Genomic DNA, 14,426 nt, shown 5'->3' with positions numbered 1-14,426 from the left:
GTTGGCCTCTTAATTTTGCAATACCGACGACACCAGCAACTGGGTATACGGGTGATGCGGATCGTCGAGTACCCGGTCGGTTAACCCACTTTCCACCACTTGTCCCTGTTTCATCACCAGCAGACGATCCGCCAGCAGGCGGGCGACCCCTAAATCATGGGTGACAATTACCACCGCCAGATCCAGCTCCACCACCAGACCGCGCAGCAGATCGAGCAGACGCGCCTGTACGGAGACGTCCAGCCCGCCGGTGGGCTCGTCCATAAATACCAGTCTGGGGTGGGTGACCAGGTTACGGGCAATCTGCAAACGTTGCTGCATCCCGCCGGAAAAGGTGGTGGGTAGGTCGTCGATGCGCGAGGCGGGAATTTCAACCTCCTCCAGCCAGCGCCGGGCGGTAGCGCGGATTTCTCCGTAGTGACGCGCACCTGTCGCCATCAGACGCTCGCCGATATTGCCGCCCGCTGAAACCTGACGGCGCAGACCGTCCAGCGGATGCTGATGCACCACGCCCCATTCGGTACGCAACAGACGGCGGCGATCGGCTTCACTCATGCCATACAGCGAACGGTTCTGATACTGAACCTCACCGGACTGCGGTATCAGACGTGAAGAGATCGATTTCAGCAGAGTGGTTTTGCCGGAGCCGGACTCCCCGACGATACCCAACACTTCGCCAGGCCACAGATCAAAAGAGACATTGTTGAAGCCTTTGCCCGGCGCGTAGAGATGCGTCAGGTTATTGACCGAAAGCAGCGGTTGCGTCATGGGTTGAGAGCCTCGCTCTGTTGGCGGCAGTAATCGGTGTCGGAGCAGACAAACATCCGTTTGCCGCTATCATCCAGCACCACTTCGTCGAGATAGCTGTGCGTCGAGCCGCAGATAGCGCAGGGTTCGTCCCAGCTCTGTACGCGGAACGGATGGTCGTCGAAATCGAGACTTTCCACCCGTGTATACGGCGGTACGGCATAGATGCGTTTTTCCCGTCCCGCGCCGAACAGTTGCAGCGCGGGCATCCTGTCCATCTTAGGGTTATCGAATTTCGGGATGGGCGATGGGTCCATGACGTAGCGCCCGTTCACCTTCACCGGATAGGCGTAGGTAGTGGCGATATGGCCGAAGCGGGCGATATCTTCATACAACTTCACCTGCATCACGCCGTACTCTTCCAGCGCGTGCATGGTGCGGGTCTCCGTTTCACGGGGTTCGATAAAGCGCAACGGTTCCGGGATTGGTACCTGATAGATAAGGATCTGATCTTCCACCAGCGGTGTTTCCGGGATTCGATGACGGGTCTGGATCAGCGTCGCGTCTTCGGTGCGCTCCGTCGTAGCTACGCCCGTGACGCGCTTGAAGAAGTTGCGGATAGACACCGCGTTGGTGGTGTCGTCCGCCCCCTGGTCGATCACTTTCAGCACGTCCGCTTCGCCAATCACACTGGCGGTTAGCTGAATACCCCCAGTACCCCAGCCGTAAGGCATCGGCATTTCGCGGCCGCCAAACGGCACCTGATAGCCAGGAATCGCCACCGCTTTTAAAATCGCGCGGCGGATCATGCGCTTAGTCTGCTCGTCCAGATAGGCAAAGTTGTAGCCAGAGAGATTAGTGGTCACGGACGGCCTCCTGTTGCAGGCGTTTGAGCAGTTCCAGCTCGGCCTGGAAATCGACGTAATGGGGGAGCTTGAGATGCGAAACAAAACCCGCCGCCTCGACGTTATCCGCATGCGCCAGTACGAACTCTTCGTCCTGCGCCGGGCCTGTGACCGCTTCATCGTAGTCGGGCGCCTGTAGGGCTCTGTCCATCAGCGCCATTGCCATTGCTTTACGTTCGCTCATGCCGAAGACCAGTCCGTAGCCGCGGGTAAAATGCGGCGTGTCGTTTTCCGGCGCGACGGCGGAACCGGCGGAAAGCGCGTTAAGCTGCTCGCCGCTGATGCGCGCGTCGGCGACGGCGAAGGTGGCCTGCTGCGGTTGTTCAACCAGCAGCGCGTTGGTGTGGAAGCGCAGGTTCTGGCGGGCGATATCGTTATTAACGGCAGGCGATAGCCAGACCGGGGTGTCGCCGTCAACCAGCGTCAGCAAGACGCTGGTCGTGGCAAGATTTAGCGGCTGCCAGCCATGGTTCAGTTGATGCAAGCCAACAATCACGCCCGGTTCGCTCATCGCTTTCAGCAGGCGGCGAAAGCTCTGTTGCGCGTCCTGGACGGGCAGGTTAAAGGCGGTCTGTAGTGCCGTAGATGGTGTCATGCGTTATCCCCGCGTACCAGCGTGAAGAAGTCGACCCGGCTGGTGTTGACTTCGGCAGCACGAGCGCGAATTTGCGCCTCACGCTCCGCCTCCAGCGGGGCAATTAAGGTTTCCATCAGCGTCTGAAAATGAGACGGCTCCTGAAGCAGGGCGTCGATGACGGCACACTGTTCGGCGTGCGGTTTGTTGCGACCCAGCAGATAGCTGTAGCCCAGCGTGCCGCTTTTCAGGCGCACGACTGCCCGCGTCAGAGTGGTGTCGCCAGCAAAGAAGCGGCTGCCGGTGCCGCCCATTCGCGCCTGAATCTGCATCAGTCCGGTTTCCGGGGCGCGAATCAGTTCATAGGTTGGGGTCAGTTTTAACGCCTGCATACGGGCGTTCAGCGCATCGGCATTGCTGTAAGCCAGCGCGCGCATCCAGCGCTGGCGGGTGGGGGTATCGAAGTGCATGGCAAGCAGTGCCTCGTTAATCAGATAAAATGTTTACGTAAACGCTGAGAGAGAAAGTCCAGCAGGCTGACGGTGACGATGATTAACACCATCAGGGCGCAGGTTTGCTGGAATTGAAAGCCGCGAATCGCTTCCCACAGGGTGACGCCGATGCCGCCTGCGCCGACCATTCCAACCACCGTCGCGGAGCGGACGTTAGATTCAAAACGGTATAACGAGTAGGAGATCAGTAGCGGCATTACCTGCGGCAGTACGCCAAAAAGAATTTCTTCGAGCTTATTAGCGCCGGTAGCGCGAATACCTTCAACCGGGCCGGGCTCAATGGCTTCGACTGCTTCGGAAAGCAGCTTGGAGAGCACGCCGGTGGTGTGGATAAACAGCGCCATCACCCCCGCGAACGGGCCGAGACCGACGGCGACGACAAACAGCATGGCGAAGACCATTTCATTAATGGCGCGACAGGCGTCCATCAAGCGGCGTACCGGCTGATAAATCCACCACGATACGATGTTATCGGCGCTCATCAGGCCAAAAGGAATCGACAGAATGACGGCCAGGGCAGTGCCCCAGACGGCGATTTGCAGAGTCACGGCCATCTCGCCGAGATAGTCCTGCCACTGGCTGAAGTCCGGCGGGAAGAAGTCGGCGGCGAAGGTCGCCATATTGCCGGAATCCTCGATTAGCGTGAATGGGGCCATTTCGGCGCCCTTCCACGACACGACCAGCACGGCAAGCAGGATGGCCCAGCTTAGCAGCGAGAACCAGCTACGCTTTGGCGGGGCGACGGTGATGGTGTGCATATTTGGCTCCGTAAGAAGGATTGTTTACCGGTAGGCCGGGTAAGGCGCTGCGCTTACCCGGCCTACGCATTACTGAACCACTTTATTTACGCTGGTCATCGCGCCGAGGGCGGCGGTCAGGCGGTCGAGATCGTCAAGTTGCGCTTTCAGCGCCGAGGTTTTGCTGACTTTCTCTTTCTCGCTCAGCCCTTTGTTGTCCTTTATGCTCTGCATTTCTTTAAACAGCGTTAGCTGGCGAATCGGTACCAGTTGCAGGTCGCTGGAGGGGCGGAACGGCGCCCAGCCCAGACGCTCAAGCACGGTTTTTTCTTCCGGCGTTTTGCCGTAGTTCATAAAGAAGTCGTACACCTTATCTTTGGTGGCGTCGGGGAGATTTTTACGCCAGACGATAGGATCGCCAGGGATCAACGGCGACTTCCAGATCACCTTCAACGCTTTCAGCTTGTCCGGCGCGGAGGTTTTTAACTTATCGAGGTTTTCGGTGTTGTTGGTGGCGACATCCACCTGCTTGTTGGCGACCGCCAGCGCGTTGGTTTCGTGTCCGGCATTAACGGTACGTTTGAAGTCGCTGGTAGAAATCCTGTTTTTGGCGAAGACGTAATAGCCGGGAACAAGGAAGCCTGAGGTGGAGTTAGGATCGCCGTTACCGAAGGTAAGATCTTTACGTTTGGCGATCAGATCGTTGAGATTGTTGATCGGACTGTCTTTGTTGACGATCAACACGCTCCAGTAGCCAGGCGATCCGTCCGCCGCAACGGTTTGAGCGAAAACCTGGCCGTTGGCGCGATCCACCGCTTCCATCGCGGAAAGATTGCCATACCAGGCGATATCGACTTTGTTAAAGCGCATCCCCTGAATAATGCCCGCGTAGTCCGGGGCGAAGAAGGCATTCACTTTCACACCCAGCGTCTTTTCCATGTCCTTCAGGAACGGGTCCCACTGTGGCTTCAGATTTTGCTGTGATTCAGTCGAGATAATGCCAAAATTCAGCGCCTTTTCCTGCTCTGCGGCGTGGGCAGAACTTAGCAATATGCTGGTGAAGGCCAGCGCGGCAACGGTTTTATAGCGCATTTCCATTCCTCACTAAGGGGACGTTAAGCAGCCTGCGCGTTCTGTTCGACGCGATTAATGCTGCGGTAAAGATGGTCAAATCGATCGTTATCAAAGTGCTGGCTGCCACCGTCGTAAAAGACGTTTCCCTGCCGCAGCGCGACAATCCGTTCGCAGTAGCGCAGGGCGTAGTCCACCTGATGTAGCGTGACGACCACAGTGATGCCATCTGTCTGGTTGATATCGCGCAGCGTGTCCATCACGATGCGCGCCGACTCCGGGTCCAGCGAAGCGATGGGTTCATCGGCGAGAATGACTTGCGCCTGTTGCATTAAGGCACGGGCGATGGCGACGCGCTGCTGTTGACCACCGGAGAGCGTAGAGACGCGCTGATACGCAAAGTGCGTCATACCGACGCGGGTCAGCGCCTGAAATGCTCGCTGTTTCTGTTGCCGGCTGAACCAGCGAAAACAGGTACGCCAGAGCGGCGTACTACCGAGCGCGCCAATCAGCACGTTTTCCAGTACCGTCAGGCGGTTGACCAGGTTGAATTGCTGAAAGATACAGCCGGTATGGGCGCGGCTCTTACGAATGTCGCGCGCCAGTCGGCCCTCGCGCTGAACGGTACGGCCCAGTAGCTCAATATGGCTACCCGGCGTTTTATCGCCGGTGATAAGCCCGCTCAAATGACGTAAAAGAGTGGATTTGCCGGAGCCGGACGGCCCAAGCAGCGCGACCATTTCACCGGCGGCGATATGCAGATCAACCGCATTAAGCGCCCGATTTTGCTGGAACGTTTTGGAGAGTTTCTCGACACGAATAATCGTTTGCATACTGCGGCCTCCCTGGAAAAGTGGCCCCATCGTGGCGGATTTATGTGACGTTTTAGTTAATGACTGGTTACTTCAAGATGAAGAATTAAGGGGGATTTGATGACACTGCGGGAGGCTGCGCCTCCCGGGGAGTTAGGTGGCAGGCTGCTGTTTAACAACGTTAATCATCCACGGTACACCGAACCGATCGCTGACCTTGCCGAAACCATGCGCCCAGAAGGTCTCCTGCCAGTCCATTTCGATTTGCCCTTGTGCGGCAAGGTTATCAAACCAGCGTTTCCCTTCTTCCACATCGTGGGTATCAAGCACCAGCGTAAAGCCGGAATAATGCGCCGTTCCCGACGCGATGGCATCGCTCATCATGATGTCGCTGCCCGCAATGCGCATGTTGGCGTGGGCGATAGCGGTATCGGGAAAGTGCATTCCTGACGGGCAGCCCTCTTCGTTATCCGCCGCCGATGGGGGCATTTCACCGAAGCTGAGTTTATGGAGCAGTTTTGCGCCTAACGTTTGTTGGTAATACGCGATGGCGTCGGCACAGTTGCCGGCAAAAGAGAGATAGGGACTTAACGGCATGATGGTTACCTCAGGTAAGAGACGCTCGTTAAGTGTAGTTCGAAATTTGTACAATATTGTCGGTGGAAGGGCGGCTCATGCCCGGTAAGCGAGGCGTTACCGGGCAATGACACGGTAAATCAGTTCTTTTTCACGAACTCGGATTTCAGTTTCATCGGGCCAAAACCATCGATTTTGCAGTCGATGTTATGGTCGCCTTCAACCAGACGAATGTTCTTCACTTTGGTGCCGATTTTCAGCATGGAAGAGCTGCCTTTTACTTTCAGATCTTTCACGATGGTGACGCTATCGCCGTCCGCCAGCAGGTTGCCGTTAGCGTCTTTGACAATCAGTTCATCGCTCTCCTGAGCAGGCTCCGCATCGTTCCATTCGTGGGCGCATTCCGGGCAGATGAACATGCCGTTATCTTCGTAGGTATATTCGGAGTTACATTGCGGGCAGTGGGGTAATGACATGTTGGTTTCCTCAAAAAGTCAGCGGGGGCAAACGCGCCCAAAAATGGCAGATCGCCGAAAAAGGCCGCAATTATACACAAAATCCTTAGCGTTGTCGGGACTATTGCCGCTTTTATAAAAGCGGCTGCGCAACGCCAGTCCGCAATGGTTTACAGCCGAATAACCGCTTTTTTCCTGTCACCACAGCGCATGAGGGCGTCCTTGTTTACACCTTTTGACCAGATTGACATATATGTGTGAAGTTGATCACATATTTAAACACTGTTAGGGTAAAGAGGTCATTAACTGCCCATTCAGGCGTCAACAGGTTCGGTTGTACAGTCCGTAACCGGACAGTGTAAGTAAACCTGCTACGCTTGTATGAGGGATAGCGTTCGCGCTCTCTCTCCGCTCGACGGCGACGCTGGCGCGGTATGCCGGTGCCCGCCGTATATAGCGCTACAGGGCTTAGCCTATGAGGACAGCTATGCTGAAAAGGAAAAAAATAAAACCGATTACACTGGGCGATGTGACCATCATTGATGACGGTAAACTTCGCAAAGCGATTACCGCCGCCTCGCTGGGCAACGCGATGGAGTGGTTTGATTTTGGTGTTTATGGATTTGTTGCCTATGCGTTGGGTAAAGTCTTTTTCCCCGGCGCCGATCCCAGCGTCCAGATGATTGCCGCGCTGGCCACGTTTTCCGTTCCCTTCCTGATTCGACCGCTCGGCGGGTTATTCTTTGGTATGCTCGGCGATAAATACGGGCGCCAGAAGATCCTGGCGATCACGATTGTGATTATGTCGATCAGTACCTTCTGTATCGGGTTAATTCCTTCTTACGCGACGATCGGTATCTGGGCGCCAATATTATTGCTACTGTGTAAAATGGCGCAGGGCTTCTCGGTTGGCGGGGAATATACCGGCGCATCGATCTTTGTCGCTGAATATTCGCCGGACCGTAAACGCGGGTTTATGGGAAGCTGGCTGGATTTTGGTTCCATCGCAGGGTTCGTGCTGGGCGCGGGCGTGGTGGTCTTAATCTCGACGATTGTCGGTGAGGAGAATTTCCTGGAGTGGGGCTGGCGTATTCCGTTCTTTATCGCCCTGCCGTTGGGGATTATCGGTCTCTACTTACGCCATGCGCTGGAAGAGACGCCAGCGTTCCAGCAGCACGTGGAGAAACTGGAGCAGGGCGACCGCGAAGGGCTGCAGGATGGGCCGAAAGTCTCTTTTAAAGAGATCGCCACCAAACACTGGCGTAGCCTGTTGTCGTGTATCGGTCTGGTGATTGCCACCAACGTGACCTACTACATGCTGCTCACCTACATGCCGAGCTATCTGTCGCATAACCTGCACTATTCTGAAGATCACGGCGTGTTGATTATCATCGCTATTATGATCGGGATGCTGTTTGTGCAACCGGTGATGGGGCTGTTGAGCGACCGTTTCGGTCGTCGTCCGTTTGTGATTATGGGCAGCATTGCGCTGTTTGCGCTGGCAATTCCGGCCTTTATTTTGATTAACAGTAACGTTATTGGCCTGATTTTTGCCGGTTTGTTGATGCTGGCGGTGATTTTGAACTGCTTTACCGGGGTGATGGCCTCGACGTTGCCGGCGATGTTTCCGACGCATATTCGCTACAGCGCGCTGGCGGCGGCCTTTAACATCTCTGTATTGATTGCCGGTCTGACGCCGACGCTGGCGGCCTGGCTGGTGGAAAGTTCGCAGGATCTGATGATGCCGGCGTATTATTTGATGGTCATCGCGGTGATAGGCTTGATTACCGGTATTTCCATGAAAGAGACGGCCAATCGCCCGCTAAAAGGCGCAACGCCAGCGGCGTCGGACATCCAGGAAGCGAAGGAAATTCTGGGCGAGCATTACGATAATATTGAGCAGAAAATCGACGACATCGATCAGGAAATTGCGGAGTTGCAGGTTAAACGTTCGCGTCTGGTACAGCAACATCCGCGCATCGATGAATAAATGTCGCGCTTAAGGTTCGCTTAATCTCTCGCTGGCACACTCTCCTCCATACCTTTGGAGGAGAGCGTCATGAAAAGCTATATTTATAAAAGTTTGACGACCCTGTGTAGTGTGCTGATTGTCAGCAGTTTTATCTATGTGTGGGTCACTACGTATTAAACGCCTGTTTATACCTTTTTCAACAGCACCCAGGCACGGGTGCCTGTTCTGTCCGTACGGTTTTGCAGGAAAAACTGTCCCTGATGCAGTTGGGTGATGCGGCTGACGATACTCAGCCCCAGTCCAATTCCGCCATAACGGCTGTCCATTCGCACGAACGCTTCGCTTAGCTTCCCGCATTTGCTTTCATCAATACCCGGCCCCTCGTCTTCGACCGCCATAATGGCGTCGGGGGCGGCGCTAATGTGGAGAGTGATATGGGTTCTTTCAGGGCTATAGCGATGCGCGTTTTCCACCAGATTTCGCAGCAGCATACGCAGTAACGTCGCGTCACCGCGTACCACCACGTCCGCCGCGCTTTCCGGTAGCAACAGAGTTTGCTGGCGCGTTTCCAGCATGGTGTTCAGCTCATCGTAGGAGGGGAGGATCACATCTTCCAGCAGTTTTACTTCCTGATAATTTCCGGAAGAGAATGACTGGCCCACGCGCGCCAGTTGCAGAAGCTGGGAGACGCTATCCATCATCTGGTCAAGACGGGCGATAAGCGGCGCAACATCAATATTGTGGGTTTTTGACAATAATTCCAGATGCAAACGCACCCCTGACAGCGGCGTGCGTAGCTCATGGGCCACATCGGCGGTAAAAAGGCGTTCATTGTCGAGCGTGGTGGTCAAACGCGTAACCAGTTGATTGATCGCCGAGACGACGGACTCAATCTCAAGCGTGGAGCTGTGAATGGCGATCGGCGCCAGATTATCCGCCGTCCGCGCTTCCAGCTCTTTTTGCAGTTCGGCGAGCGGACGGGTAATACGCCGTACCGCCTGGTAGCAAATCAGCAACGTCAGGCTAACCATAAATACGCCGGGGACGATCAGGCTGGCGACCGCCTCGCGAATTTCGTGCATGATATGGCGATCGTTGTTGCGATTATCCCGCAGCGCCTGCTCGAACAGTTGGATTTGCTCGGTGCTTTCATGCCATAGCCAGAAGGTACTGATTAACTGGAACACCAGCAGAATAAGACCGATTGTCAGCATTAAACGCTGGCGAAGGGTCATCGCTCTTTGCCGAAAACGCATCAGGCTCACTTAGCTTTCCTCAGTGTCAACCAGCATGTAGCCAAACCCGCGAACCGTGCGAATGCGCGACTTGCCGACTTTGTCGCGTAAATTATGTATATGCACTTCCAGAGTGTTGGTCGAGGGTTCGTTATCCCAGTTGTAGATATCGTTATAAAGAATTTCCCGGTGCACCGGACTGCCTGCCTTGAGCATCAACCGTGAGAGCAGCGCGTACTCCTTAGGCGTCAGGGTCAGTTCCTGTCCGTCCCTCCACGCCTGATGTCGACCCATATTGAGCGTCAGATTGCCAACCGTCAGTTCACTTTCACCCTGATTATTATGGCGGCGCAGCAGGGCGCGGATACGGGCGTGCAACTCCTCCAGGGCGAAGGGTTTAACCAGATAATCATCTGCGCCGACATCCAGCCCGGTAATACGGTCGTTGAGCGTATCGCGGGCGGTCAGAATGAGTACCGGCAGGGTATATTTTTTCTGCCGCACTCGCGTCAGGAAATGCAGGCCATCTTCATCGGGCAGCCCTAAATCCAGCACCATCAGACTGTAATGACCTGACTCCAGACTATGCTCGGCGGCACGTGCTGTCGAAACGCCATCACACGCATAGCCTTCGGTTTGCGCGGCGAGTATTAACCCCTGTAATAATAGCGTGTCGTCTTCAACAATCAGAATCTTCATTCGCTTAATCTCCTGCACGGTTGCAGAATATCATCTGCGGCCTGGTAATACTTCGTTTGTACGCCGGTTAATCCCAGCATGGTTGAGAAAAGATTGTCCTGTGAATAATCCAGCGTGCTCGCCCGTTTTTGTAGACAAGATTGATCTACCTGATAACGTTGTTGATAATCTTTGGAAAGCCAAATAAGCATCGGGACATGTTTTTGCGTGTCCGGCGCAATGGAATACGGCAGACCGTGTAAATAGACGCCATTTTCGCCCAATGATTCGCCGTGATCGGAAAGATAGACCAGACTGGTAGTAAATTTATCCTGTTTGGATTTCAGCAAGTTAATGGCTTTATCCACAATATAGTCCACGTACAGCACGGTATTATCATAGGTGTTGACCAACTGCTGTTGGGAACAGTTCTGAATTTCGTTAGTGTCACAGGTTGGGGTAAATTTTTTAAACTGCGGTGGATAACGGTTGTAATACGTCGGGCCGTGGCTGCCGATGGTATGCAGTACAATAACGCCATCGCCTTTCAAATGGTCGATATAGTCTTCCAGCCCGTGAAATAGCACCTCATCGTAGCACTCGCCGTCGATACACTGGCCGGGCAGGTTTAGCTCGGTGACATTTTGATGCGGAACGCGATCGCATGCGCCTTTACAGCCGCCGTCATTATCATTCCACAGTACGTTAATCCCCGCGCGCTGGATAATATCCAGTAGCCCTTCCTGGTGATGCGCCAACTCTTCGTCATAATGTTTGCGCGGCATATCAGAGAACATGCAGGGAACGGAGATCGCGGTCGCCGTACCGCAAGAGGTGGTATGCGGAAAGTAGATCACATCGTCTTTTGCCAGCCGCGGATTGGTGTCGCGCGGATAGCCGCCAAGAGAGAAATCATCGCCGCGTGAGGTTTCGCCAACGATGAGGATCGTCAGGTTTCTGCGATCGCCTTTCAGCATTAATGGATTGCGATGGGCATCCTCGCCAATGCGTACCAGCGGCAAATTCGCCAGCCGTTGATGCGAATACCATGACCAACTGGCGACAATACTGTTCGATGGGCTTAACGCTTTGATCAACTGTTTATTATTTCGAAATAGCGAGGCGTAATCTTTATAGAAAAAGGCGGCGACCAGAATAACTAATAAAATAGAGATCAGGACGCTGGCCAGGCGGTAAAGCCCGCTACGTAAGCGCGGCATCGCGGGGCGAATTTTAATCCAGCAGGCAACCATGGCTGCCAGAATGCCGCTTAATCCCAGTGTCAGCACCATTTGCGGCGTCATCAGCGCAAAGGTTTCCGCAGGCGTGGTATCCACCATATTGGCGATCATGGAGCGATCGATGATGATGCCGTAAGTCAAAATAAAATACTGCGCGGCAGCACCGACCAGAATAAAAATGCAGGCCAGCAGCCGGTTTAGCCAAATAAATGAGGCCAGCGTCAGCACACTATTGACCACGCTGAACGCGACGACCGGCATGGAAATAAACACCAGCACATTGCGCAGCGAGTTTAACGGTAGGTCTTGTAGTACCTGCTTATAGAACGCAATGTTCAGGCAGACGGCAATATAAAAGGAAAAAAGCAGAAGCCAGGCGATTTGCCCAAGAACAGGTCTTTTAAGAAAGCGTTTTAACATGTTGATGCGTCCATCGATTCAGTGACGCTAATCGTGACAAAATAAAATTAAGTGAACCTTAAGAACTTAATGTTAGTGGCGACCGGATAACCTGCGCTATCCGGCCTGTTACGATAACATTAACGACGTGGTTAATCCTGTTTAACCGGCGCATCCAGAGGATACGGGTTTTTGTGAATGCGATTGTAGTTCAACGCATACAGTGCGGTGATCACCATCAACGTGACGAACGACCACATCACCTCTTTGGCACCGGAACCGATGACCGCCCAGATGCAATACACAAACGCGACGAAGGTAATCAGTAGATACAGCGGGCGTGCTTTACCAAAGTGACCGTGGCCCAACAGCAACAGCGCGGCACAGGTGTAAAGATAAGGCACCAGGGTGAAGATAACCGACACGGAGGAGACCAGACCAAACTCTTTCGCGGCGTTCGGCGACATGCTGCTGAATTGGAAGATAGTCATCAGCACGCCGACGATAAGCAATCCAGCCACTGGCGTACCGGCTTTATTCACCCGGGCGAAGATCGGTGGGAAGAGACCATCGTCCGCCGCCGCTTTTGCGGTTTGACCGGCAAGCAGCGTCCAGCCGCCGAGAGAGCCCAGGCAGCCCGCTGCCGCACAGAAGGAAACGATAGCCCCTGCGGTATCGCCCAGCGCCATACGCGCCGCGTCACCAAAAGGCGATGCCGATACACGCAGCGCCGCGTTGGGGATCATCCCCATAATCGCCGTTGTGGAAAGCACGTAGCAGACGGCGGCGATCAGTACCCCGCCGATGGTGGCGATAGGCACGTTGCGTTTCGGATTTTTCACCACCCCGGCCGCAACGGAGGCGCTTTCTACCCCGATGAATGACCATAGCGTGACGTTCAACGTGCTTTGAATCGCGCCGAAGGTATTCATGCCGCTCACGTTCCAGGCCGCCATATAGGTTTCGCCTTTAAACCAGAACCAGCCGAAGACCGCAATCCCTACGATAGGCACCAGCGCCAGTATGGTGGCGACGGCCTGTACGCGGGTAATCATTTTCGGCCCGACGATGTTCAGCAGAACAAAAATCCACAGCACCGCGACGCAGGTAAGCGTTAATACCAGCGGATCTTTCAGAATCGGGAAGAAATAGCTCAGATAGCCGACGCCGATAACAACCATCGCGATATTACCGATCCAGCATGCCAGCCAGTACAGCACGTTCGTTTGATAGCCTAAAAACGGCCCGAAGCAGCGGCGTGCGTAGGCATAGGAACCGCCGGGACTGGGATCTAAGGACGACATTTTGGCATAAACCATCGACAGCGCCAGGGCGCCGATGATAGTGACCAGCCATCCGTAGATTGCAATCCCGCCAGTGGCCGCCAGGTTGGCAGGGAGTAAGAATACCCCTGAACCCATAATATTCCCCGAGACCATTAAGGTGACGGGGATTAGGCCCACTTTGTGAGCATCAGCATCCGAAGACATAATTTGGACTCCTGAAAAGGTGACTTCGTTACGATAAATTACGTCGTATCATACCCCCTTAGAATGCTGCTGAATTATATCGGAGACAGGTTATCGCCAATGCTGATATTATCGTGTCTTATCGTTGAGTGTGTAAAAATTAGGCGGCTGATCGTTCCCGATGTTGGCTAACATAATGCAGGGGGGTCATACCATAAAACTCTTTAAACACGGAAATAAAGTACGACGTGCTGTTATACCAACAAAGCTGTGAGACTTGCGAGATATTCTTTCCATCCATTAATAATTGGTTTACGGCATAACGCATTCGGCAGGTGGTGATTATTTGGCTATAACTGGTATTCTCATTTTTGAGTTTTTTCTTTAACAAACTTGGGCTCAGACATAGGCAACTGGCGACGGCGCTCAGATTCCAGTCTTTATGAATATCGCTCTGAATGATGTGATAAACGCTGTCGCTGATGCGGCTACGCAGCATATGCATTAACAAAGAGATGAATTTTTTGTGGTCAAGAAAGCGGGATAAAACGGTGAAAAGGAGAGAACGAGTACGTTCAATAGCAATTTCATCCTGTGTTTCCATCGCGCTGTAGCGGACGGCGACCCTGAAAATATCTGGCGTCAGACAGGTGGCGGTCAATAAGGGATCGGCGTTGCGTTGCCAGATGGGTAGGTGTGAGAGATCTTTATTCAGGAATTGTAAATAGTCTTTAATATTATTGCGACTCACTTGTATTACTAGCACGCTATTTAATGATGAAATATCGATAACGTTATTTTCACAAGCCAGAATGGCCATATGATTCGCTTTTAAACTGATTGGCTCCTTACCATTTACTCGTAACCATGTGTCTTTTTCGGTTAATACCACTATGCAAGGCTCGTTGCTGCAAATCCTCATACCCGAACTCCTGGAATATGAACATAAAAGACCGGATCTCGCCAAACGGGAGAGATAACGGGGGTTGAGTCAATTGTGTGATGAATTGAAACTGCATTAAAATAACTTTCCTGAATAATAT

15 protein-coding genes and 2 pseudogenes are annotated in these 14,426 nt (G+C 53.7%); 2 read left to right on the top strand and 15 right to left on the bottom strand.

Annotation, left to right across the window (positions count from 1 at the left end; translation table 11 throughout):
* Positions 1-9 precede the first annotated feature (9 nt).
* The 10 genes and pseudogenes from phnK to ACE15A_RS02540 form a co-directional block, all read right to left on the bottom strand.
* Entirely contained in the window at positions 10-768 is a 759-nt protein-coding gene (phnK, locus tag ACE15A_RS02585; RefSeq protein ID WP_023249508.1) for a phosphonate C-P lyase system protein PhnK, read from the bottom strand.
* Positions 765-1,556: an alpha-D-ribose 1-methylphosphonate 5-phosphate C-P-lyase PhnJ gene (phnJ, locus tag ACE15A_RS02580; protein WP_053509252.1), complete on the bottom strand. Its 792-nt coding sequence runs from the start codon at positions 1,554-1,556 to the stop codon at positions 765-767. Before phnJ ends, phnK begins: the two co-directional genes overlap by 4 nt.
* 46 nt (positions 1,557-1,602) lie before the next feature.
* Positions 1,603-1,878 (bottom strand): annotated as a pseudogene (locus ACE15A_RS02575) (carbon-phosphorus lyase complex subunit PhnI); the annotation flags it as partial.
* A 3-nt stretch (positions 1,879-1,881) separates the two neighbouring features.
* Positions 1,882-2,247 (bottom strand): annotated as a pseudogene (gene phnH, locus ACE15A_RS02570) (phosphonate C-P lyase system protein PhnH); the annotation flags it as partial.
* A complete protein-coding gene (gene phnG / locus ACE15A_RS02565; RefSeq protein WP_053509217.1) occupies positions 2,244-2,696 on the bottom strand; it encodes a phosphonate C-P lyase system protein PhnG in 453 nt (150 codons plus the stop codon). The pseudogene phnH and the gene phnG, both read right to left, overlap by 4 nt.
* Positions 2,697-2,716: 20 nt before the next feature.
* Entirely contained in the window at positions 2,717-3,496 is a 780-nt protein-coding gene (gene phnE / locus ACE15A_RS02560; protein ID WP_053509219.1) for a phosphonate ABC transporter, permease protein PhnE, read from the bottom strand.
* A 69-nt stretch (positions 3,497-3,565) separates the two neighbouring features.
* On the bottom strand, positions 3,566-4,567 hold the full coding sequence (gene phnD, locus ACE15A_RS02555; RefSeq protein ID WP_053509221.1) for a phosphonate ABC transporter substrate-binding protein: 1,002 nt from the start codon (positions 4,565-4,567) through the stop codon (positions 3,566-3,568).
* Positions 4,568-4,590: 23 nt separating this feature from the next.
* Positions 4,591-5,379: a phosphonate ABC transporter ATP-binding protein gene (gene phnC / locus ACE15A_RS02550; RefSeq protein ID WP_023249515.1), complete on the bottom strand. Its 789-nt coding sequence runs from the start codon at positions 5,377-5,379 to the stop codon at positions 4,591-4,593.
* 132 nt (positions 5,380-5,511) lie between these two features.
* Entirely contained in the window at positions 5,512-5,955 is a 444-nt protein-coding gene (gene yjdN / locus ACE15A_RS02545; RefSeq protein WP_023249516.1) for a VOC family metalloprotein YjdN, read from the bottom strand.
* A gap of 119 nt (positions 5,956-6,074) precedes the next feature.
* Entirely contained in the window at positions 6,075-6,410 is a 336-nt protein-coding gene (locus ACE15A_RS02540; RefSeq protein WP_000056482.1) for a zinc ribbon domain-containing protein YjdM, read from the bottom strand.
* A 466-nt stretch (positions 6,411-6,876) separates the two neighbouring features.
* Here ACE15A_RS02540 and proP point away from each other — a divergent pair, with 466 nt between their 5' ends.
* Together proP and pmrR are read left to right on the top strand one after the other, a co-directional pair.
* Positions 6,877-8,379, top strand: coding sequence for a glycine betaine/L-proline transporter ProP (gene proP, locus ACE15A_RS02535; RefSeq protein ID WP_053509223.1), 1,503 nt, complete (start codon positions 6,877-6,879; stop codon positions 8,377-8,379).
* Positions 8,380-8,448: 69 nt separating this feature from the next.
* The gene (gene pmrR, locus ACE15A_RS02530) at positions 8,449-8,538 is read left to right on the top strand and encodes an LpxT activity modulator PmrR (protein WP_000844399.1); all 90 of its coding nucleotides are present in this window, start codon (positions 8,449-8,451) and stop codon (positions 8,536-8,538) included.
* 8 nt (positions 8,539-8,546) lie between these two features.
* Here pmrR and pmrB read toward each other — a convergent pair whose 3' ends face one another.
* The 5 genes from pmrB to ACE15A_RS02505 form a co-directional block, all read right to left on the bottom strand.
* On the bottom strand, positions 8,547-9,617 hold the full coding sequence (gene pmrB / locus ACE15A_RS02525) for a two-component system sensor histidine kinase PmrB (protein WP_077918513.1): 1,071 nt from the start codon (positions 9,615-9,617) through the stop codon (positions 8,547-8,549).
* A gap of 9 nt (positions 9,618-9,626) precedes the next feature.
* On the bottom strand, positions 9,627-10,295 hold the full coding sequence (pmrA, locus tag ACE15A_RS02520) for a two-component system response regulator PmrA (RefSeq protein ID WP_053509225.1): 669 nt from the start codon (positions 10,293-10,295) through the stop codon (positions 9,627-9,629).
* Positions 10,292-11,935: a phosphoethanolamine transferase EptA gene (eptA, locus tag ACE15A_RS02515; protein WP_023249520.1), complete on the bottom strand. Its 1,644-nt coding sequence runs from the start codon at positions 11,933-11,935 to the stop codon at positions 10,292-10,294. Before eptA ends, pmrA begins: the two co-directional genes overlap by 4 nt.
* Positions 11,936-12,066: 131 nt before the next feature.
* Positions 12,067-13,404 (bottom strand): arginine/agmatine antiporter, encoded by a 1,338-nt coding sequence (gene adiC, locus ACE15A_RS02510; RefSeq protein WP_023249521.1) that lies wholly within the window; start codon positions 13,402-13,404, stop codon positions 12,067-12,069.
* 139 nt (positions 13,405-13,543) lie between these two features.
* Positions 13,544-14,305 carry an AraC family transcriptional regulator gene (locus tag ACE15A_RS02505; protein ID WP_053509227.1) on the bottom strand — a complete coding sequence of 254 codons (762 nt, stop codon included), beginning with the start codon at positions 14,303-14,305 and terminating at the stop codon, positions 13,544-13,546.
* Between the last annotated feature and the right edge of the window lie 121 nt (positions 14,306-14,426).

The organism is Salmonella sp. HY31 (assembly GCF_042604575.1).
Lineage (GTDB): Bacteria > Pseudomonadota > Gammaproteobacteria > Enterobacterales > Enterobacteriaceae > Salmonella > Salmonella diarizonae.
Note: the sequence above shows the minus strand (reverse complement) of the source record. Positions and strands in the feature narration are given on the sequence as shown.